Genomic DNA, 22,601 nt, shown 5'->3' with positions numbered 1-22,601 from the left:
CTTTCTGATGATACCTATGCTTTGAGGATGATAGCCAAAGTCTTTACCTATGCCTTCTAAGGATTTGTTTTGACTGAGTTGATGTAATATAAGCAGTTTGACCCGTGCTCTTGGTTTAGATTCAACTTTTGATAGCTTCAGAAAGTCGTGATCGCTTAACTTATGATTTCTAGGCGTTATTTTTGGCATACTGGCGTCGTAATAGTAAATAATAATTTATTATATATTATTTCTTGGAATTGGTATAACTATCACCTACTCACCGACTTACGTCATCACCTGCCCGTCTTCTAACTGTCAGCTATTACCAATTTTATTTACCACTCGTTTATTTACCACTCGTTTATTTACCACTCGCTTCTAACGCCTTTAAAAACAAAAACATCGCTGTTTTGGCTGCTCTGATATGTACTGCATGACGATCACCAATAAAGTCACGCTCTATCACTGATATCTTGCCAGCCACGCATAAGCCAATATAAAACTTCTTGGTAGTTTTACCAGAAGCACTTCTAGCTGAAGGTAGATCATGGCAGTGAAATAAGCCTATGGCATTGGTCAGCGCCCCTTGCTCAAGAAACTGGGTGAAGCTGCTCTCGACTTGTGCTTTATCTAGCGGTGGTTGCATCCGCTTAATAGTACTAAGCTGTACATTATCATTGCCATCATCATAATGTAGCGCCCTGTGTGCTAGATAGCCAGTAGTATTGACTTCAAATATACCAAAGTTTGCGATTTGTTGGCGTCCAAGCACTTGCTCTAAACTGTCATTATTTTCGCTGTATAAATGCTCTGCCAAGCGTTGCTTAATCTCACTTACTACCCTTGCAAAATTAGACTCTGCTTCAGCCTCTGAATGCGCTTTTACTGATAAGCGTACGGTTACCTCACCAATATTGGCATAAGGGGCAATCGACACCTTACCTTGATTGCTGATCAAGTCTTTTAGAGTATCAGCGACGCTAGACTCACCAATATCACCAAATTTTAGATACTTAGAATACAGTTTGGTTCGCTTGCCTAAAATGTCATCAAGCATCGGTTTAAGCTCATGCTCGAACATATATTTCATTTCTCTCGGCGGTCCAGGTAGCACAGCGTAATAAGTACCTTGATACTGGTGTAAAAAACCGACTGCCAAGCCAACGTCATTTTTTAATAAACGGCTACCCGCTATCATATTGGCCTGTCGCTTATTTGCAGTGAGTAAAGAAGGGTTTCTGTCTTTAAATAAGTCAATAATCTTGGCTTCTGCTTCTTTATCAATCACCAGTTTTGATCCAGTAAATTCAGCGACAGCATCTTTGGTAAGATCGTCCTCTGTTGGACCAAGCCCACCACAACAAACTACTAAATCAGAGCGCTTGCTTGCTATGCTTAATGCTTCTTTAACCCGAGCTAGGTTATCACCCACTACGCCTTGGAAATATAAATCTACGCCTAAATCTGCTAACTCCTCTGCCATATATTGTGCATTGGTATTGATGATTTGACCAAGTAAGATTTCAGTTCCTACTGCGATAACTTCAGCTTTCATGTTTATCACCTTTTTATTATTACGCTTTTAGGGCCTGTATATGATTATACTTTACAATAAGTGACAACTTGTAGTTACTGGTTGTAGTTTCTGGTTTTTTATTTCGTATAACTCACTCCCAACTCTTTGCGTACAAGGCTATGGCTTTAGTCCAGCATGTTTGGTTAAAGAATACGTGTTGCTGAGCTAAAAGCACTAGCTTACATTGGGTTATAATAAGTTGAGAGTGAGGTTGCGTATATTATTTTTAATCAAAAAAAGCTTGCCACTGCTAATGTGACAAGCTTTGATATATAAGCCTTGATATAAAGCCTACGATAAATTTTGGGCAAAAAAAAGATAACCCCACTAGCACATCCTCGGCACACACTGTATCTACTACCGTTGCTACCTTCCGGTCCTGGCGGGGTTCATAGTACATTGTTGCGAGGCTACCAATGAGGTTACCAAGCACGTATTATACCTAAAGTTTTCATATTTTCAAGCAGATTCGAGAATTTAACCTTGCACTTATTCCAAACCGCTGACTCGCTGACTCAGGGTAACTTTCAAGCTATGTTTAAGCAAGGCTCAACCTACCTAAGATTGTGTAACATTTTTCACAAGTCTTGCACTTACAACAAGGCTGAGAGTTGCTAGACTTTTGGCAACTTTTATCGTGATACCAATTTAATTAAGGATATTTCAATGACCACATCTGTCATGCAAAAACTAAATAAGGTGAGCTTCATTGTCACGCTTGGCTCGGTGGCGCTACTGTCATTAAATGCACAAGCTGAACCCACAGGATACAATCAAATTAGCTTCAGTGTTGATGCCAGTCAAGAGGTCGAAAATGATGAAATCACTGCTACCTTGTACAAGCAGGTGCAGGCCAACTCTCCAAAACAATTGGCAACCGAGTTAAATACGGCCATCGACCAAGCGCTAACTACCGCAAAAGGTTATCCAAATGTCATCGCTACCACAGGCACACAACATACTTACCCTAAATACAATAAAGATAATGAAATCACTGGCTGGACAGGCAGTGTCAGTATTAACTTAAAAAGCAATGATTTTGCCAGCACCAGTGAGCTGATTGCTACCTTACAACAAAATCTAGTTATACAAAATATTCAATTTGGCGTATCAGAAAACAAACAAGATCAAGTTGAAAAAGAGCTGATTAAAAAAGCATCATTGGACTTTAAGCAACAAGCCAAATCTTTGACTGAAACTTGGGATATGAGTGGTTATCAAGTGATTAATGTATCAATTAATACCAATGGTGGCTACCAACCTCGTCCAATAATGATGATGCGTGATGCTTCTGCAAAAAGCGGTGTGCCTTCTCAAAACTTCGAAGGTGGCAATACTCGTCTTAGTGTCACTGCCAGCGGCACCATTGAGCTACTTCCTTGGATGCAATAAGAACATAACTATCCCAATATTAAAAACTAAAAGCCTCGATATTGAATCGAGGCTTTTGTGTAAGGTATGCTATTTTTAATGACTGTGTAGCTTACAGGCTATAATACATATCAAACTCAACTGGATGAACAGTCGTATTTAAACGGCGTACTTCTTCTTCTTTTAGCTCAATAAAGGCATCCAACATACCTTTTGTGAACACATCCCCTTTTAATAAAAACTCATGGTCATCTTTTAATGCTTGGAGAGCAACTTCTAAGTTTTCAGCCACTGTTGGGATTGAGTTTTCTTCTTCAGGAGGTAAGTCATAAAGGTTCTTATCAGCGGCATCACCAGGATGAATCTTATTCTGGATACCGTCAAGGCCAGCCATCAATAAAGCAGCAAAGGCTAAGTATGGGTTCGCTGTTGGATCTGGGAAGCGAGCTTCAACACGAACACCTTTAGGCGAGCTTACGTATGGAATACGGATAGACGCTGAACGGTTACGAGCTGAGTAAGCTAGCATGATAGGTGCTTCATAATGTGGGACTAGACGCTTGTAGCTATTTGTTGATGGGTTTACAATGGCATTCAGGGCTCGAGCGTGTTTGATGATACCGCCAATGTAATAAAGAGCGGTTTCTGAAAGACCAGCATATTCATCACCAGCGAAGGTGTTGACACCATCTTTGGAGATTGACATATGCACGTGCATACCAGAGCCGTTATCACCTACGATTGGTTTTGGCATAAAGGTTGCAGTTTTGCCAAACTGATGTGCTACATTGTGTACTACGTATTTGAACTGCTGAACTTCGTCCGCTTTACGAACCATAGTGTTGAAAGAAACACCGATCTCTGACTGACATGATGCTACTTCGTGGTGATGTACCTCAACACGATCTGGACCCATGATATCTTCTAAACGCTGACACATTACTGAACGCAAATCTTGTGAGCTATCTACTGGAGGTACTGGAAAGTAGCCACCTTTTACACGTGGACGGTGAGCCATATTGCCCCACTCATAATCATTGTCAGTTGACCAAGCAGCTTCTTCAGCAGTAATGCGGTGACGTGCACCTGACATGTCAACAGACCATTTTACATCATCAAATACAAAGAATTCTGGTTCTGGGCCAAAGAAGGCAGTATCACCGATACCAGTTGATTTTAAATACTCTTCAGCACGACGTGCGATAGAGCGTGGGTCACGATCATAGCCTTGCATCGTCGTTGGCTCGATGATATCACAGGTAACTACTACGGTCGTTGCTTCAAAGAATGGATCGACAAATGCGGTTTCTGGATCTGGACGTAAAATCATGTCAGAAGCTTCAATGCCCTTCCAACCTGCTACTGATGATCCATCGAACATTTTACCATCTTCTAACACATCTTCATCAATTGTAGATGCTGGGTAGCTAATATGCTGCTCTTTACCGCGGGTATCAGTAAACCGAAAATCTACCCATTTTGCGCCAGATTCATTGATAAGATCAAATAGTTTGTTTGACATGATATGCCTCTCCATTAATTGCTCACAAATAAAGTTTGTGAAGGGGGTTATAAGCGAAACTGGTTTTAAAAAAATGTTGCACTTAGGTTTATTACGTTATAACTGATTGCGCTACTTACTGACGTTATAAATATATTATTGCGTGATAAGAAGTGATAGCTATTGCGTTGTCCAAGCAAGTACATCATTCTGAATTCTTTAAATATCCAGTATAGGTGACAGCTGTTTAAAATCCTAGTATTAATTTTACAATCAAGCTGTTTAAAATCAAACAACAACTGTCATAAATATATATCTAGGTCTTATTAAATTCGCGCCACCTTTAATCTAGTTGATGGGTTAAATATTGCAAATCATATGCCAGCTTTATAATTATTTTATAATTATTCCAAAAAACTGTTGCGACTGGTTACGCAGCGGCTATTACAAAACCGATTAAAGCCATAAGTGAAATCCACTATAAATCTAACAGCAGCCCTTGATTCGACTAAATCGGTAAAATATATATCAGATATCGTCCCGATATATCAGATTTAAGGGGTTACAACTGGGCTTACCTAAGAAAACATTCCAAAATAGTGCAAAATATAGAAAACTACATTATTAATGCACCATTCATGTGCATATATATCATGCACTTTCTATTTTAGTGCATTTTTTGCTAAACCTATCTGTAAAACAAAGCGAATGCATCAAACCAAGTAAACACCACTTCTAATTAAAAGTGAGCGCTACTTCTAAAAGTGAGCGCTACTTCTAATTAAATTAACTGTTAATAGAGGGAATACCTATCTGCAACGAACAACAACCAACCCAGCGCTAAATTTGGGGTAAACTACTCACTTTAATCAATAAAGCACGCTAGCTTTGAGCTCAGCCTTAAAATATGATGACAGACATTCGCTATGATTTTACTTTTAGATAATTACGATAGCTTTACTTATAATATCATGCAATATCTGCAACAGCTTAATGTCACCGTTCAGGTCTGTACCAATGACAACGTTAGTCTAGCAGACATCACCGCCCTTCAGCCAACGGCTATTGTGCTCGGTCCAGGACCTGGTAGACCCGAACAAGCTGGTATTACTTTGAAATGTATCGAGCATTTTGCGGATAAAGTGCCCTTATTAGGCATTTGCTTAGGTCATCAAGCCATTGCCCAAGCCTTTGGCGCACGCATAGTCTCTGCTCCCCAAGTGATGCATGGCCGCACCTCCCAGATTTATCATGCTCAACAAGGCGTTTTCAAAGATCTACCTAACCCTGCCCGCTTCACTCGCTACCACTCATTGATAGTTGACAGCGACAGCCTACCAAAAGAATTACAGGTAACTGGCTGGACTCAAGCACAGGAAGTCATGGCTATACGTCACAGATACTTACCCATTGAAGGCGTCCAATTCCACCCAGAGTCAATTTTAAGCGATGCTGGATTACAGTTGTTTGCTAACTTTTTAGTTGCATATAATTTAAGCAACTTGCAATAAGCCCCAATCAGTATTAAATTGACAAACCTAAATATATGACCTTTAATTCAAAACACATCTCAATAAAAAAAGTTTATAACACTATGACAAATGATACCCCTTTAAGAACCGCAAGCTTAACTGATGATCAAATTCATGACATTCTAACTACCGCCTTGGCACGAATAGTACGGCGAATTGACTTGACCCAACAAGAAATGCGTCAAATCATGACCATTATCATGGATGGGCGTTGTCCTGATGCCATGATGGGTGCATTATTAACTGGCCTGAATATGAAAAGTGAGTCCATTGACGAAATCACCGCTTCAGCCAGTGTTATGCTAGATTTTGCCCTAAAAATTGAACCTAAAGGGTGTCATAACTTAGTGGATATAGTCGGTACTGGCGGTGATGGCAGTAACTTATTTAATGTATCTACTGCATCGGCTTTTGTAGCGGCGGCGGCAGGGGCTACTGTGGCTAAACATGGTAACCGCGGTGTTTCATCGAAGTCTGGTAGCTCTGATCTACTTGAAAAGGCAGGAATAGATCTAAATATCAGCTTAGACCAAGCGCGTCAGTGTATCGAACAAAAGGGGGTTGGCTTCTTATTCGCACCAAACCATCACACTGCGATGAAATACGCCATTCCCGTACGCCGTGCCTTAAAAGTACGCACTATTTTCAATATTCTAGGACCTTTAACCAATCCTGCTGGAGTCAAAAACTCAGTTATTGGTGTCTTTACTGATACCTTGTGCGAGCCTCTGGCCCATGTGTTAAAAAACCTAGGGGCAGAGCATGTTATGGTAGTAGGCTCCAAAGATCGTCTTGACGAAATCAGTCTGGCTACCAGCACCAAAGTAGCCGAGCTAAAAAATGGTGAGGTGACTGTCTATGATATCTATCCAGAAGACGCTGGTATTGATTCACAAACCTTAGTCGGCTTAGAAGTTAACTCTTCCACAAAAAGCTTACAACTGATCCAAGCGGCGCTATCTGGTAAAGACAGCAATGACTTTGGCATCCCTCAGACTGTGGTTAATAAAGCCCGTGATATGATTGCATTAAACGCTGGTGCTGCCATTTATGTCTCTGGGCTTGCCAGCAACTTACCCAATGGGGTAAATCAGGCACAAACTATTATCCAACGTGGCGATGGATTAAAGAAAATGCAGCAACTGGCTGAGTTCACTCAGTCTTTTAGCGCTAACTAGTTGTGACTTATACCACACCCGTCGCTTCTGTGTCAGTCCTATAATAAACCGATTTATTTTATTAATGAGCCGATTATGACCCAAGATACCATTCCTTCAATCTTACAAAAAATTGTAACTACCAAACAACAAGAAGTCGCACAAGCCAAGGCAACAAAAGATATAGTGACTATAAAAGCAGAGGCTGAACAACTATTTGCTTCTGGCTCAACGCCAAGGCGAGGCTTTGCTCAAGCACTTATTACCAAACAGCAAGCAGGACAGCCAGCCATTATTGCTGAGGTCAAAAAAGCCTCACCGTCAAAAGGCATTATCGCTAAAAGCTTTCAGCCTGATGCCATTGCAGCTCAGTATCAGCAAGCAGGGGCAGCTTGTTTATCCGTATTAACTGATGAGCAGTACTTTCAAGGACATAGTCAGTATATGCAACAAGCAAAAGCTGCCTGTGATCTGCCAGTATTACGTAAAGACTTTATGATTGATCCTTATCAAATATATGAGTCTTATCTACTCGGGGCAGATTGTATTTTATTGATTGTCGCCTGTTTAGATCAGCCCACCTTGCAAAAGCTGCATCATATCGCCTGTGAGCTTGGCCTTGATGTGCTCATTGAAGTCCATACACAACATGAACTTGAGCGTGCACTACAACTGGCTGACTCACCACATAATATCATTGGTATTAACAATCGAGATTTGAATACCTTTAATACCGACTTGCAAACTTCTATTAAGCTAAAAGCAGTACTTGACAGCCAGCCTCCCCAGGATTCAGCTCAAACACGACTTTTGGTCACCGAAAGTGGTATTCATAGCAGTGAAGATATGCAGCTAATGTTAAATAATGATATTCACTGCTTCTTAATTGGTGAACAATTTATGAAAACTGATCATCCAGGACAGACGCTGGAAAATCTACTCAATAGCTTAACCAAATAGCAGACTAAATAAATAAGTCAATACACATTAAAAAAGGTAGTTTTTATTATGGCAAACTCGCTATTTTCTAAAGAAATGCAACAACAGCTCAAAGACCTAAAAAGTGAATTGAGCAAAGGTCGTGCCACAGACCCAACCAACCCACTGAATGAAAAACCAGCAGACCCAGTGGCACTACCCACCAAAAAACAAGTTGAAAAAACCGTCAAACAGCTTGATAGTGAACATATTGATGATGACAAAGTACTGTTTATGCAAGCCATGGCGGGTGTACAACCAATTAAAGACAACAATACCATCTCAGAAATTAGTAAACCTAAAGTAAATAAGCTCGATGCAGCTACCTTATCAAAACGTGCGGCTGCCCAAGGCGAAGAAGCCGATAGCTTAGGCTCTGGCTTGTCAGACATGCAAGCCTTATTAAACCCTGTCAGTGGTGATGCTTACTTAATCTACAAAACCCCGACTTTACAAAACAAGGTATTCAATCAGTTAAAGCAAGGCAAACTGCGCTGGTATGATGCGGTCGACATCCATGGCTGTACCATTGATGAAGCACGTGAAGCCATGACCACCTTAATTGCACAAGCCAAAACCAACAATGAAACTGTGGTCAAAATTGTGCATGGTAAAGGCTCAGATGCCATATTAAAGACCTGTGTGAACGGATGGCTGCGTCAATTACCTGAAGTCTTGGGCTTTTGCTCTGCACCACCAAAAGATGGTGGCAATGGTGCGGTATTGGTGCTATTAAAAAAGAATAAAGTTTAGACTAAAATATACCTGTCTTGAGTTAAATATACCTGTCTTGAGTTAGAAAAGTATAGATATGGCTTATGCAAGGTTTGACTCCCTTCTTTTTCCAAAGGAAGGGCTGGGGATGGACTATCAATAAGCATCGCAAAAATCCCCAATCTTTTAACTTTATAGGTTTTGACGGTTAATTTTAGTATTAACTTCAAAGCAGACAAATCAAAAAAAAGAACAAGATTTAAGTCTTGTTCTTTTTTTATGTCTACTATGGCTCAATTTATGATGCCAAAATAGCACACTAAAGCTGTTTAGATACTGGAGCCGTTTAAATATTGGTATCTGGCGTTTGTGATGACTCTGACCCTGGCTTTGTAAATACATTACTGGCAGGATCTGCATTACTTGAGCTGGCCGTTTCAATAACCATACGCTGTGTTTCAAGCGCATGCTCTACTGGATATTTTTCAATTTCTTTTAGAATATCAATTAGCAACTGCGTTTGCTTATCATAAAACTCATCTGCCCCACTGGCATAAATATAGGCTCGGAACTCAATCACCATCGAGTCTTGGCGCAACTCAGATATTCTAACCTGTGTCCATTCAGAGTTAGTTAACTTATGCGCAACCAGAAACTCCTCCATTTCTACCAAAAACTTCTCAAGCTCTGCAGCAGCAACATTGCGCTTGATATAAATATTATGCAAAAAGTGAAACATATCACGTGACGCAAAGTTTTCAATCGACATTGATGAAAAATCACCGTTAGGCACGGTTACTATGGTTCGGTTTAGAGTACGAAGGCGGGTTGAGCGAATACCGATATCAATGACCGTACCTTCAAGCTCACCAAATTTACAATAATCACCCACACGTACTGGCTGATCAGCGACAACAACAACACTACCAACTAGGTTCTCGATCATTTTTTGAGCACCAAGAGCCAGCGCCAAACCACCCACACCCAGTGCTGCTATCCCTGTGGTTAAGTCAAATCCTAAGTTCCCAAAGACAAAAATACTGGCCAATATAAGCAACAAAGTCTTAATGATCTTGTGTAACAAGCTTAAAATGGACACTCTTTCGGTCTGATTTCGCTTATAGCTCTGACGCTCTGCACGATGAAATACCGCATCGACAATACGCAACAGCAGCCAAGTAGAAGCAAACCAACCAACAATATCTTTGATACGGTTTACTGGTTCACGCACCGTCACCGACACACCAGCATATACCATCACTTCATACAAAATCAGTGAGGTCACCACTAAAGCTAGTGGCAGCAACACCTTCGTATCTGCTGGTAAGGGCTTTTTACGTACTTTTGGGTAGTAACTTTTTAAGAATAAATATAACAAACCAACAAAGATATAAGAGACAGCGATACAAAATAGCACCAAGATAAATACCGCAAACATATCCGCCACACCATAACCACCGATGGTTTTATTTTGTAGCGGCTTAAGCGAGTATTTATCGACAATGGTGGTCTTGGCCGCAATATTCGAGCCTTTAATGGCTTGCAAGGTTTTACGGGAAATTTGCCAATATTTGCTACCCTCTGCGGTGGTTTTTCGTACCAATATGATATCTATCACATGACCTTGAGTAGTGATGGTACCGACTTTTTCTAAATTCGGTGGCAATTGATCTGCCAGATCGCCTGATGGTGAATTACTGATTTGTAATTCAGCGTTTAACCGCCCTCCTGTATCTAACGCCAACTTGACTTGGCGCACCACCTCAATCGGGTTCTCCCCTGTGGTCAGGTTTAAATAATTCGATGCTAACGACGCATTATTCTCTGACAAAGCCTTAATAAAGCCTTGCACCGTACTTCTGGGAGTTTGACGCCCAAAAGGGTCGATGACTTCTTCTTCAGACACTATGTTTTGAGCAGTAGCGTCAGGATCTTCTGCTTGAGCAGCCATAGGATGTAGCAATAAAAAAATACTTAATAGCATTGCAGTGACAACAAACAAGATGCCTTGTATCTGTTGCTTAGAACCTAGTGCTTGTAGTTTAGAGTCGGCTGTCTTTATCATCTGATTTGTTGTCATAGGTGCAGTTTTTTTGATCAGTATGTTTTGTGATTAAGGTAGATTAGGTAAAAAATAGATTAAGTGTAAAAAATAGATTAATTGTAACATGTAGCAGTAAACAATGAGTGCAAGAACTATCATTCCTTATAAGATAAGTTGCCTATTGATAACCATACAAATGCCTCACCTTACCAACGGTTACTAGCACATTGAAAATAACTAAGGAAAACATGAGGAAAAATCGTCTAAATGAAGTTTATTTTAAGACTATTTAAGCGATAATACGCTATTATTTCTTAACTGTTAACTTTTTCACTTCTAGGTAAGTTTATGAATACCCATTATAGTCATTTATACACAAGCTTGTTTACGGCCTCAACCTACCCTCGCCCTCTTGGCAAAGCAGTGAGTGCTGTGTTCGCCACAGCCGTTGCCTGTGCTCCTGCCGTTGCAGCTGAGACAAATGACAACACCCAGCAGATGCCACGTGTGACCTTGCCAGCCATTACGGTAACCGCAACCCGTACTCCGACAGCAATTAATAACACCATTGCTCAGACTCGGGTTATTGACAGTGAGGCGTTACAGCATTTTCAGGGTCAAACTGCATTAGATGTGATTAAACGCCAACCAGGTTTTAACTTTATTCAAAATGGTGGCATGGGGACGACCAGCAACTTCTATGTGCGTGGTTATGATAACAAACAAATTTTAGTTCTAATTGATGGTGTGCGTTACAGCTCACTCAGTGCTGGTGGTACAGCACTGGGCTTATTACCTGCTGATCAAATAGATCGTATCGAGGTGCTATATGGCGCATCTGGTAGTAGTATTTATGGTGCGGATGCGATGGGTGGTGTGATTCAAGTATTCACCAAAGGTCAGGCTATTGATCAAAATCAATTGGCTATTACCCTAGGTGCAGGCACTAATGATCACTACCTCTATGGCGCATCAGCACAGTTTCATAATGAGCAAGGTACCAGTTTAAGCCTTGGCGCTAGTCGTAATGAGACCAAAGGACATAGCGCCCTATTACCAGATCCTGGCAATCCTTACTCATATTACAATAGCGATGATGACGGTTTTGAAAGCAACAACTTTAGCTTACGTTTAGATCAAAAGATTAATAATGAGTTTAGTGTTGGTGTCAGCGGTCTATATAGTGACTCAGAAACAGAGTTTGATAATGGTCCAACTATTGGCAAGGACAATACCAAATCCAAACAAAAAAATGGCGCTGCTCAAGCCTATGCTGACTGGCGCTATGCACCAGGCTCAAATATCAAATTGGCCTATGGTCACTCAATCGATAAGTCTGATAACCCAACCTTTAATAGTCATTATGATACTAAGCAAGATCAGATTAGCTTAATAGGTCAGCATGCCCTACCTTTTGGTAAAGCTATCTATGGTGCAGAGTACTTAAAGCAAAAGCTCGATACCAGTGAGTATCGTGACGATGATCGTAAAGTTAGCAGTGGCTTTTTGGGCTATGTTGCCTCATATAATAACATCGATGTGCAAGCCAACGTCCGTTATGATGACTACTCAAAATTTGATGACAAAACCACCTATAACCTAGGCGCTGCTTACCGCTTTACCCCTGATTTTCGTGTTGGTGTCAACTATGCCAAAGGCTACCGAGTGCCGACTTTTAATGACCTATACTGGCCAGGTTCAGAAAATCCAAACTTAGCACCTGAAACCAGTGACAACTACGAAGCCTTCATTGAATACGATACATTACTGCAATCAACCCGCTTAACAGGCTATCATAACAAAGCTGACAAGCTACTTAGTTATGTTTCTCAGTTTGATGCCAACGGTAACTGGTTAAGTGGCAGAACAGAGAATGTTGATGAGGCAAAAATTAAAGGCATTACCTTAACCTCGGACTGGAACATTGATGATTACTTATTTGGCTTTAGTTATGACTATCAAAAAGCCAAGAATAATAGCGGTCGTAGCAAACCTAATCATGACAACTACTTAACCAATCGCCCAAAAGACAAAGCAATGGTTTATGTTGGTTATCAATTGGCTGACCTTGATCTTCGTGCTGAATATCAGTATGTGGGCAAATACTACGCCAATGCCTCGAACACAACCAAGGTTGACGACTACAACTTATTTAATATCAGCGGCAACTATCAGCTAACGCCAAACTTATCGTTAGCAGCGCGCTTAAATAACGTATTTAACAAAAAGTATGTCACCATTCCAGGGTATAGCACAGATGACGGTACCAACTTCTTTACCTCATTAACCTATACTTGGAAATAGGCTAAACTCTTTATGTGTTAATTCCTTACCTTAAACTGGCTTTAGGGTAACTCAAATAAAAAAAGCTACTCAATGAGTAGCTTTTTTTATGGCTGTGTCTTTAATATATATACTTTATATGTATGTTATATGCTGCTTATTTGCGCTTATTTAACTTCTCAGGCAGCTTGTTTAGCTTTTCTGGTAAATAACTGCGCAAATAGGCTAGGCAAGCTATTACCGCTTCTTTTTGCATAGCAGGCGTAATTTTACCTCGCTGCTTATAGGACAGAGCAAATATACTATGCGCTAAGTTATAAGCAATCAGCAACTTAACCTCTAGCTCTGGATAGTCAGACACATCATAATAAGTGGCGATCTTCTCTGTAATCATTTGCACCATATTGATATCGACCTTTTCATCATAATCACCGCTGTCAAAGTCGGGACTATTGGTGCCATACATCAGCTTACTTTTGGTGCTATCTTTATTAAACAAATCAGCAGATTGAAGCAGTACCTTCTCTATATACCCATCCCATTGCTTATAATCAGCAACTACTATTTTTTCTAAATTTTGATAAGTTTCAATATAATTTAAAAAACGCAATGCCAAAAAGATAGACTCGACATTTGGAAAAAAGTGATACGCAGAAGCACGCGGAATATCAGCATCTTCACAGACATCAGCAAGACTAATATCACCCACATCCTTGGTTTCACTAAGTTTTTTGGCACTAAGTAACAGCTTTTGACGGCGTGCTCGACCTTGCTTGCTGGTATACTTAAATTTATTCGGGACAAGGATTTTAGCAAGTTCTGAATCTACTAAAATATCTTGAATTAAGCCATCATATCTATCTGGCATAGCGTTGGTCTCTTCTTCTAGTTTGCTTTCTTTTTTTATCTAAGTTTTCATTAATCTATCACTTACTGTATGTTATTAATATGACAGTATTCCATTACAAATGCAAAACTAAAGTTATACCTAAAAGTTTATTATATGACTTGCTTATCAATTGATCTTTTTACCCTATTTGACTTTCTTTGTAGTTGTTTGTTTGTCTATAATAGTTCCTTGGACTGGATTAATTGCTCCTTGGATTGGATTAATAGCTCCTTGGATTGGATTAATAGCTCCTTGGATTGGATTAATAGCTCCTTGGATTGGATTAATAGTTCCTTGGATTATTTTTACGTCTTCATATCCTCATGTCTTTTATTTTAACTTTATTTTCGCTCTTACAATACCATGATCTGAGAATCGGTTGTCATACTCTTTTTTTAGATGGTCATTAAAGTAATCAACTTGCTTCACCACACCAAGAGAAAACTTACTATCGACCAAAAACTCCTCTGACACAAACAACTGATCTATCACCTCAGGCATCCCCTGATACAAATGTGTATAAGCCACACTGCGTGTCCAGCCATAGCTGACTTGTATCCGAGCAGCATCGAATAAGGCCACATCACGCATTGATTTATCATAAACAACCTCACTGGTTTCTGCTAACAACTGTGTGGTGACGCTATCAGTAACATCATTCATATCACCCAATAGTATTAATGGATGGTTGGTATTGCGCAAAATATCTATCATAAAGATACGTAACGCTGCCGCTTCTGCCCCTCGCATGCACAAGCTACGCAGCTTGGCACGTACACGAACCTTTGGCTCATTATAATCTTCCAAACGATTGCCCTGATCATCACGCAAGTACTGAGGGCGTTTACTTTTTAGATGCGCTGTCACAAAGGTGATGGGCTGACCATATACCTCCAAAGTTACCACTAAAGGCGGACGATTAAATCTTTCATAGCGTCCCATATCTGGAATATCTACCACCGCCAAGGGGTCAAAGTCAGTGAGCAATTGCCAGTCTAGTACCTTGAATTTAGAGAGTATGCCTACCGCTGGTGTACCTTGTGCCCCCTTTCCCAAGGTCAACTGGCTTGTCGAATCATTACTGGCTTGCGGTGCCAATACTTGTGAACGCTCAAAACCTAGCCTAATAGCCAAATCTTGCAGCGCCTGCTCATCCCACACCTCTTGTACTGCATAAATATCAGCATTGGCATTCGTCATCAAATTAGCCAGACCTGCAAGCTTACGTTGATACTCAGCCTCGGTTGCAGCCGGCATATTTTCATAATAAAGACGTCCTGGTAACGCCAAGTTAAGTAAATTACTGGTCGCTACTGTAAACTCTTTATCTTGACTGCTTCTATGATGGTTGCTCATATTGTTGTTATTCCAAAGTTAGATGACGTCTTGAAGCTTGTTAGGGTTAATTTGGGTCGGGTGAATATTCAAAACTGGAACTGGCTGTGATTATTTTTAGACAATATGCAGGGAGGTTTTTGACGCTTAATTATTCTCAGTTGCAGCTGTTGTTTGATAAAACGTCACAACATATGGGCAAAAACATATTGGCAAAAAATAGCCCCTAGGTGAACGATTGTAATGTCTTGCTAATCGCTTGATGCCACTTATACAGATGCTGCTCACGCTCATCTTCCGACATACTTGGATCAAAGCATCTGTCCAAATGCCAAGAATTATCTATGGTGGTTTCATCATAGAGTCCAGCGTTAATGCCTGCCAGCAAGGCTACCCCTTTGGCGGTAATCTCAGTGTCTTTGGGCCGCAATACAGGCACACCGAGCATATCTGCCTGAAACTGCATCAATAAGTTGTTATTGGATGCGCCACCATCGACCCTAAGCTCTGTCAGTGGCGCTGGGCTGTCTTTTTGCATCGCAGTCAGCACATCATAAGTCTGATACGCAATCGACTCTAATGCTGCACGTGCAATATGTGCTTTGGTACTGCCTCGAGTCATACCAAAGATACTGGCGGTAATGTCTGAGCGCCAATATGGCGCACCCAAGCCAGTAAAGGCGGGTACCAAGACCACCTCTTCACTGCTGGCTACTTCTTTTGCCAGTCGCTCCACATCTTGTGACTTATGAAACAGTCCTAGGTTATCACGCAGCCATTGCACAATAGCACCAGCCATAAATACACTGCCCTCTAGCGCATAAGTCACTTCACGTTTGCCAGGATTTAGGATACGCTGACCAGACTTTACCAATTTGGATAAAGACGGATGTTCAATTTGGTTTGGTAGCCGTTGTTGATTGTGTAAGCGACGTCGCCAGCCCACGGTTGTTAATAGCTGGTGTTGGCTTAATTGTACTTCATTGCCGATATTCATAAGCATAAAGCAGCCCGTACCATAGGTGTTTTTTGCCATTCCTTCAGACACACAGCCTTGCCCAAACAAAGCTGCTTGCTGGTCGCCCAGTACCGCTTGAATGGGGATTTGTTTGGCAAACAGTCCTTTTTTGGTTTTGCCAAAGTCGCCATCAGAAGGCAGTACTTTTGGCAGCATTTGCTTGCAGATACCAAAGCTGTCCAACAGCTCATCAGACCAAGCCAACTTATTAATATCATACATTAAAGTACGTGACGCATTGCTAATGTCTATCACATGCTCTCCACCAGTCAGCTTAAACATCAGCCAGCTATCTATGGTGCCCACCGCCACCTCGCCACGCTGTGCCCTATCCTGTAAATTTGGATGATTTTCAAGCATCCATACTATTTTACTGGCACTAAAATAAGGATCTATACGCAGTCCAGTGATCTGCTGTACATACTGCTGCATACTTATATTCAAATCTGGGAGTTGTCGTTGTTGCAGCTGTTGACACCAGCTATCTGAGCGTCTATCTTGCCAGATAATGGCAGGCGCTAACGGCTTACCAGTACGCTTGTCCCAAAACACGATGGTTTCACGCTGATTGGTGATGGCAAGGCTTGAGATATCGGTCGCTAATAATCCAGCTTGGTTAATGGCATCATGGGCGCAGCTTATTTGAGTGTGCCAAATTTGCATCGCATCTTGCTCGACATATCCAGCCTTGGGGGTCATCAAGGTAGTTGGCTGTTGTGATATCTGAATCGGCTGAGCCTTGTCATCATAGATGATGGCGCGACTTGAGGTAGTGCCTTGATCCAAAGCTAAGATATAACCGGCCATGGTTGCTTCCTTATTTCAATATGAGTAACTTTTAATTTTTAACTTTCAAGCGATAATCTAAGGGTTATAAAAAAGCATATAGCATTTGATTTAAATAACGGCGACCTAGCGCAGTCGGCTCAATCCAGTCCGCCTTATCAACTAACAACCCTTGCTGCTGTAACTTGTGAATTATGGGTACAATATCGCTTACGGCCAACCCCGTTCTCGCACTATATACACGATACGAAATGCCCTGAGTCAACCGTAATGCATTAAGCATAAATTCACCGCTGATATCATCGTCAGCAATGGGGGCAAACCCAACCATTTTTGGATAATGATGATACTGTATATAATCTTTTGGCAATCTGGTCTTGCTAAAGCGGTAAATACCGGTTTGTAGACGCTGAATATCCAGCCCTTCTGGTGCTTCGATATCTTCTATATTATTTTCTATGGTTTCTGGTTCTTCAGCTTTGTCGTCACCAGTCTGCGCAATGGTTATTTTGCCATGAGCGCCTGCCCCGATTGCCAAATAATCACCAAACTGCCAATAGTTAATATTATGACGACTGCCTATATCTTGCGCACTCACCCAAGCAGAAACCTCGTAATTGCGATAGCCCAGTTCGGATAATAGCTGACTTCCTTGTGCTTCAATTTCGGCCAAATTGTCATCATCTGGCAAGACAGGTGTATTACGATAAAACACCGTATTTGGCTCAATGGTTAACTGATACCATGAAATATGCGTCGCCCCAGCCTGATGCGCTAAGCGAATATCTGTTAATGCTTCTGCCACTGTCTGTTGTGGTAGCCCATGCATTAAGTCAACATTGATGCGCTTAAATCCCACTTTTTTGGCCACTAGGATGGCTTTCTGTGCTTGCTTGGCATTATGAATACGTCCTAGCGCCTTTAGCTTACTGTCAGCAAAGCTTTGCACACCTAGAGACAAACGATTAATCCCGACCGCCAGATATTGAGCAAAAGGGGCATGCTCTAAGGTACCAGGATTGGCCTCCATCGTCACCTCTATATCAGCAGCTAATGGCAATACCTGCTTTAGATGGGCAAACAAACGTTGATACTGCTCAATCGGTAGCAATGATGGTGTGCCACCTCCGATAAAAATTGAGGTAATCTCTCGCCCTTGTAACAAAGGCAATTGCGAATCGATATCTGCTATTAGCGCATCCACATAGTCGGCAAACAAAGTAGCTGACAATTTGTGTGAGCCCTCACTTTGCTTTGTGCTGGCTTGCATATCAAAAGTTGGTAGGGTATGAGAATTAAAGTCACAATAAGGGCACTTTTTAACACACCACGGAATGTGAATATACAAAGCTAAAGGAATGTCAGTTAGTTGGATTAATGAAGGTTGAAACAATAAGGGCATAAAGATAGGGTCTTATACTTGGTGACAGATAATGGTATAGTCTTGCCTTTTATGTGATAGGCAAATTATGTGATAGGCAAAATCCATAACACTGGTAATGAGATATCAATTCTTCAATATTAATATAAAATATAAGTAGTTGTGTATGACATGTGCAAAATTTAGGGCATTTAAGTTGGACATTGGCATTTAAGTTGGACATTGGCATTTAAGTTGGACATTGTATTATACGTGCTTAACTAACACAAAATGCAAAAATACCAAAACAAAAAAATAAGTTAACAAAAAAGAAGTTGTCTTATGTTGCCTAATTTATCATTTCAAGACTTTAAACAATACAGCTTACGCCTAGGCACCCTCGTCTTTCCCATCTTGATCACTCAGTTTAGCCAAGCTGCTTTGGGTGTGGTCGATGCCATTATGGCAGGTGGGGTGTCTGCACTGGATTTGGCAGCTGTCTCTATTGGCTCCGGTGTCTGGCTGCCATTATTCTTACTGGCTACCGGCACATTAATCGCCACCACGCCCTTGATTGGGGAAAAAATAGGACAGCAGCGTCCGCAAGATGTACCACATATTGCGCAACAATCAATCTGGGCGGCTTTGATGATTGGTCTTATCGGATTGGTGGTGGTGTCACTGACCCCCAATATCTTAGGGGCTATGGGTGTCCCTGAAGACATTCAGCCAAAAGCATCCATGTACTTACGTTTTGTGGCATTCGGCTTTCCTGCCATCGCCTGCTATGCGGTGTTACGTAGCTATTGCGAGGCATTAAGTCGTCCAGAGCCAGTCACCGTTATTAGTATTATCGGTCTGCTCATTAATATCCCGATTAACTACATCTTTATTCATGGACTGTATGGCATGCCCGCCTTAGGGGGTGCTGGCTGTGGGTTAGCAACTGCTTGTGTGCTATGGATTAACGTTATCTTGTTGGCAACTTATTTATATTTTTCAAAAAACAAAAGTTTTGTTGCTACTCGATTTTTCCACAACTTTGGTCGACCAGATAAGCAGCAGATTAGCAAACTGTTTCGTTTGGGCGTGCCCATTGGTATCTCTATCTTTTTTGAAGCCAGCTTGTTTAGCCTTGCCTCGATTGTGATAAGCCCCCTTGGTGCAATTGCGGTTGCCTCCCATCAAGTGGCTTTGGCCGTCACTTCACAGTTATTTATGGTACCCATGTCAGTAGCAATGGGGCTGACAATTATGGTATCTAATCGTTTTGGTGAGAAAAACTGGTTTGCGTTGCGGCAAGTACAAACTACTGGGCTAATTTGGGCGGTGATGATTGCCCTGTGCAGCATGCTAGGAGTCTGGCTATTTAGAGAAAATCTAGCCAACGCCTTTACCGACAATCCGCAAGTAAAAGCACAAGCTATGTTCTTATTGCTGTTTGCCATTGCTTATCAACTCGTTGACAGTTGGCAAGTCAATATTGCTGGTATCTTACGTGGCATGCAAGATACCAAGATACCAATGTGGATTACTTTATTTTGTTATTGGTTGGTAGCCTTACCGTTAGGCACGTATCTAGTACGCTTTACCGACACAGGAGCAAAAGGATTTTGGATTGCACTGGTGACAGGCTTGACACTAGCTTCAATATTATTGACCTTACGCTTAGTTTATCGTCAACGCCAAGTATTACAGTTTTAGTACGAAAAACAGTTTTTTTCGCCTTTTTTTGGACTTTTTTGTGAAATTCTTTAACGTTTTTAATTTTTTTATTTTTTTTAATAAAAATTTATTTTTATTTTGATTGACTTAACACTTAATTTAAACCTATGATTACAATAATTTAGAAAACAGTTGTATACTGAAAGAGCTGGATTTATAAAATTAGCCATCTCATTTTTGGAAGCTGAAACCGAATTACATCAATTTAGACTCATCAAAGATGAAAAAATTTGTTACAATATAATTCATAATTTTTAGAATAACCGGTAGGCAACCGTATGGACATAGAAAAAATTCGGACGCTCATTGAGCTAATGGAAGAGAAAGACCTTGTTAATCTTGAGATTAAAAATGGAGAAGATAGTGTCAGTCTGACTCGACACTATAACACCCCGATCCCATCAATAATGCCAGCAGGCGCAACCTACATGCCAGAAACAACCGCAGTGGAAGCGGTGCATCCAGGCAGTGTCGAAACCTCGCCCATGGTTGGAGTGTTTTATGTCGCCCCTAGCCCTAATGATCCACCTTTTGTCATGCCTGGGCAAAAAGTACAAGCAGGCGATACCCTAGGTATTATCGAAGCCATGAAAATCATGAATCCACTAGAAGCTACTCAAAGCGGCATTATTGATGCCATTTTAGTAGAAAATGGTGACGTGGTTCAATTTGGTCAACCCGTCATTCGTTATAAAAGCTAAGATATAGGCACCTTAATGATAAAAAAAATGCTTATTGCCAACCGTGGCGAAATTGCTCTACGCATTGTGCGTGCCTGCAAGCAGCTAGGCATCAAGACCGTTGGTGTCTACTCCACTGCTGACGAAGACTTGATGCATCTGCGCTTTGTCGATGAGGCTGTGTGCATTGGGAAACCTAATGCCAATCAAAGCTATTTAAATATCGCCGCTATTATTACTGCCGCTGAGATCACCAGCAGTGACGCCATTCATCCAGGCTATGGATTTTTGGCAGAAAATGCTGAGTTTGCAGAAGCCGTTGAAGAAGCAGGTATTACTTTTGTCGGTCCACATCCTGATCATATCCGCTTGATGGGCAACAAAGTTTCTGCAATTAACGCCATGAAACAAGCAGGCGTACCCACAGTACCAGGCTCTGTGGGTACTGTTACCTTAAATAATGCTGAAGAGCAGGCCAAAAACATTGGCTTTCCACTACTGATTAAAGCAGCATCAGGAGGGGGTGGTCGTGGAATGCGCATCGTAGATCGCTTTGAACAGCTTAATGGACAAGTACAAGCTGCCAAACAAGAAGCTGAGCTTTGGTTTGGAGATGACAGTGTTTATATGGAACGTTATCTACAAAACCCACGCCATATTGAAGTGCAAATTTTAGGCGATGGTAATGGCAATGCCATTCATTTATATGATAGAGACTGCTCACTACAACGCCGCCACCAAAAGGTATTTGAAGAAGCACCTGCACCAGATATTCCAGAAGATATCCGTGAGCCTATCCTACAAGCCTGCGTTAGGGCATCTGAAAATATAGGCTATCGTGGTGCTGGTACCTTTGAGTTTTTGTTTGAAGATGGTAATTTTTATTTTATTGAAATGAATACTCGAGTGCAGGTTGAACACCCTATCACCGAAATGATTACCGGTATTGATGTCGTCGTCGAACAGCTTAAAATTGCCGCTGGCTATGGCTTATCATATCGTCAAAATGAAATCAGTGTTCATGGTCATGCGATAGAGTGCCGTATTAATGCTGAAGATCCAAAGACCTTTGCACCCTCCCCTGGCAAAGTGACTCAATACTTTATCCCCAGTGGATCAGGCGTACGCTTTGACTCACATCTTTATCCTGGCTACACCATTCCCTCTTATTATGACTCGTTAATTGGTAAGTTAATCTGTCATGGTCAAACCCGTGAACAAGCGATTGCCAAGACGCTACACGCGTTAGATGAATTAATTATTGAAGGTGTGAAAACCAATATTCCACTACATAGAGATGTTATTTTGCAAGATCCTAGCTTTACCTCACAGGCACAAAACATCCATTATTTGGAACGGTGTCTATTAGCAACAGAGCCTGAAAGTTATACCAATTCCAAGAAATAATATATAATAAATTATTATTTACTATTACGACGCCAGTATGCCAAAAATAACGCCTAGAAATCATAAGTTAAGTGATCACGACTTTCTGAAGCTATCAAAAGTTGAATCTAAACCAAGAGCACGGGTCAAACTGCTTATATTACATCAACTCAGTCAAAACAAATCCTTAGAAGGCATAGGTAAAGACTTTGGCTATCATCCTCAAAGCATAGGTATCATCAGAAAGCACTACTGGCTATATGGTCTTAAAAGCATCTACGACA

At 41.1% G+C, this 22,601-nt stretch carries 18 protein-coding genes and 1 other RNA gene; 10 read left to right on the top strand and 9 right to left on the bottom strand.

All coding sequences use genetic code 11. From position 1 onward, the window contains the following. From H140_RS16145 to ffs, 3 genes are all read right to left on the bottom strand, one after another. On the bottom strand, window positions 1-189 hold a 189-nt coding region (locus H140_RS16145; protein WP_156819186.1), incomplete at its 3' end, for a hypothetical protein. Window positions 190-343: 154 nt separating this feature from the next. Next, window positions 344-1,537, bottom strand: coding sequence for a CinA family nicotinamide mononucleotide deamidase-related protein (locus H140_RS0112275; protein ID WP_019673958.1), 1,194 nt, complete (start codon window positions 1,535-1,537; stop codon window positions 344-346). 343 nt (window positions 1,538-1,880) lie between these two features. Continuing rightward, an RNA gene (gene ffs / locus H140_RS15650) (signal recognition particle sRNA small type) lies at window positions 1,881-1,977 on the bottom strand. A gap of 247 nt (window positions 1,978-2,224) precedes the next feature. On the opposite strand from ffs, the gene H140_RS0112270 reads away from it, so the two are divergent. Continuing rightward, on the top strand, window positions 2,225-2,950 hold the full coding sequence (locus tag H140_RS0112270; RefSeq protein WP_019673957.1) for an SIMPL domain-containing protein: 726 nt from the start codon (window positions 2,225-2,227) through the stop codon (window positions 2,948-2,950). A 91-nt stretch (window positions 2,951-3,041) separates the two neighbouring features. Here the strand turns inward: H140_RS0112270 and glnA are convergent, their stop codons facing one another. Then, complete coding sequence (glnA, locus tag H140_RS0112265; protein ID WP_019673956.1) at window positions 3,042-4,451, bottom strand: type I glutamate--ammonia ligase; 1,410 nt, start codon at window positions 4,449-4,451, stop codon at window positions 3,042-3,044. Window positions 4,452-5,356: 905 nt separating this feature from the next. On the opposite strand from glnA, the gene H140_RS0112260 reads away from it, so the two are divergent. The 4 genes from H140_RS0112260 to H140_RS0112245 all read left to right on the top strand — a co-directional run bounded on the left by H140_RS0112260 (window position 5,357) and on the right by H140_RS0112245 (window position 8,850). Then, entirely contained in the window at window positions 5,357-5,941 is a 585-nt protein-coding gene (locus H140_RS0112260; protein ID WP_019673955.1) for an anthranilate synthase component II, read from the top strand. A gap of 83 nt (window positions 5,942-6,024) precedes the next feature. Next, the gene (gene trpD / locus H140_RS0112255; RefSeq protein WP_019673954.1) at window positions 6,025-7,140 is read left to right on the top strand and encodes an anthranilate phosphoribosyltransferase; all 1,116 of its coding nucleotides are present in this window, start codon (window positions 6,025-6,027) and stop codon (window positions 7,138-7,140) included. Between the two features lie 75 nt (window positions 7,141-7,215). Next, window positions 7,216-8,079, top strand: coding sequence for an indole-3-glycerol phosphate synthase TrpC (trpC, locus tag H140_RS0112250; RefSeq protein WP_019673953.1), 864 nt, complete (start codon window positions 7,216-7,218; stop codon window positions 8,077-8,079). Window positions 8,080-8,127: 48 nt separating this feature from the next. Continuing rightward, window positions 8,128-8,850, top strand: coding sequence for a Smr/MutS family protein (locus H140_RS0112245; RefSeq protein ID WP_019673952.1), 723 nt, complete (start codon window positions 8,128-8,130; stop codon window positions 8,848-8,850). Window positions 8,851-9,157: 307 nt separating this feature from the next. On the opposite strand, the gene H140_RS0112240 is transcribed toward H140_RS0112245, so the two are convergent. Then, complete coding sequence (locus tag H140_RS0112240; protein ID WP_019673951.1) at window positions 9,158-10,891, bottom strand: mechanosensitive ion channel family protein; 1,734 nt, start codon at window positions 10,889-10,891, stop codon at window positions 9,158-9,160. A gap of 312 nt (window positions 10,892-11,203) precedes the next feature. Between H140_RS0112240 and H140_RS0112235 the strand changes: the two genes are divergently transcribed. Then, window positions 11,204-13,159 carry a TonB-dependent receptor plug domain-containing protein gene (locus H140_RS0112235; RefSeq protein ID WP_019673950.1) on the top strand — a complete coding sequence of 652 codons (1,956 nt, stop codon included), beginning with the start codon at window positions 11,204-11,206 and terminating at the stop codon, window positions 13,157-13,159. Between the two features lie 136 nt (window positions 13,160-13,295). Here the strand turns inward: H140_RS0112235 and H140_RS0112230 are convergent, their stop codons facing one another. The 4 genes from H140_RS0112230 to hemW all read right to left on the bottom strand — a co-directional run bounded on the left by H140_RS0112230 (window position 13,296) and on the right by hemW (window position 18,568). Then, window positions 13,296-14,006: a TetR/AcrR family transcriptional regulator gene (locus tag H140_RS0112230; RefSeq protein WP_019673949.1), complete on the bottom strand. Its 711-nt coding sequence runs from the start codon at window positions 14,004-14,006 to the stop codon at window positions 13,296-13,298. Between the two features lie 351 nt (window positions 14,007-14,357). Beyond that, complete coding sequence (locus H140_RS0112225; protein ID WP_019673948.1) at window positions 14,358-15,383, bottom strand: endonuclease/exonuclease/phosphatase family protein; 1,026 nt, start codon at window positions 15,381-15,383, stop codon at window positions 14,358-14,360. 205 nt (window positions 15,384-15,588) lie between these two features. Continuing rightward, window positions 15,589-17,187 (bottom strand): glycerol kinase GlpK, encoded by a 1,599-nt coding sequence (glpK, locus tag H140_RS0112220; RefSeq protein WP_019673947.1) that lies wholly within the window; start codon window positions 17,185-17,187, stop codon window positions 15,589-15,591. Window positions 17,188-17,251: 64 nt separating this feature from the next. After that, window positions 17,252-18,568 (bottom strand): radical SAM family heme chaperone HemW, encoded by a 1,317-nt coding sequence (hemW, locus tag H140_RS0112215; RefSeq protein WP_019673946.1) that lies wholly within the window; start codon window positions 18,566-18,568, stop codon window positions 17,252-17,254. A 300-nt stretch (window positions 18,569-18,868) separates the two neighbouring features. On the opposite strand from hemW, the gene H140_RS0112210 reads away from it, so the two are divergent. The 4 genes from H140_RS0112210 to H140_RS14660 all read left to right on the top strand — a co-directional run. Beyond that, window positions 18,869-20,230 (top strand): MATE family efflux transporter, encoded by a 1,362-nt coding sequence (locus tag H140_RS0112210; protein ID WP_019673945.1) that lies wholly within the window; start codon window positions 18,869-18,871, stop codon window positions 20,228-20,230. Between the two features lie 299 nt (window positions 20,231-20,529). Beyond that, window positions 20,530-20,952 carry an acetyl-CoA carboxylase biotin carboxyl carrier protein gene (accB, locus tag H140_RS0112205; protein WP_019673944.1) on the top strand — a complete coding sequence of 141 codons (423 nt, stop codon included), beginning with the start codon at window positions 20,530-20,532 and terminating at the stop codon, window positions 20,950-20,952. Between the two features lie 15 nt (window positions 20,953-20,967). Next, entirely contained in the window at window positions 20,968-22,338 is a 1,371-nt protein-coding gene (gene accC / locus H140_RS0112200; protein ID WP_019673943.1) for an acetyl-CoA carboxylase biotin carboxylase subunit, read from the top strand. 37 nt (window positions 22,339-22,375) lie between these two features. Next, a partial coding sequence (locus tag H140_RS14660) for a hypothetical protein (RefSeq protein ID WP_026349107.1) occupies window positions 22,376-22,601 on the top strand: 226 nt, incomplete at its 3' end.

It is taken from the genome of Psychrobacter lutiphocae DSM 21542 (assembly GCF_000382145.1).
GTDB lineage: Bacteria > Pseudomonadota > Gammaproteobacteria > Pseudomonadales > Moraxellaceae > Psychrobacter > Psychrobacter lutiphocae.
Note: the sequence above shows the minus strand (reverse complement) of the source record. Positions and strands in the feature narration are given on the sequence as shown.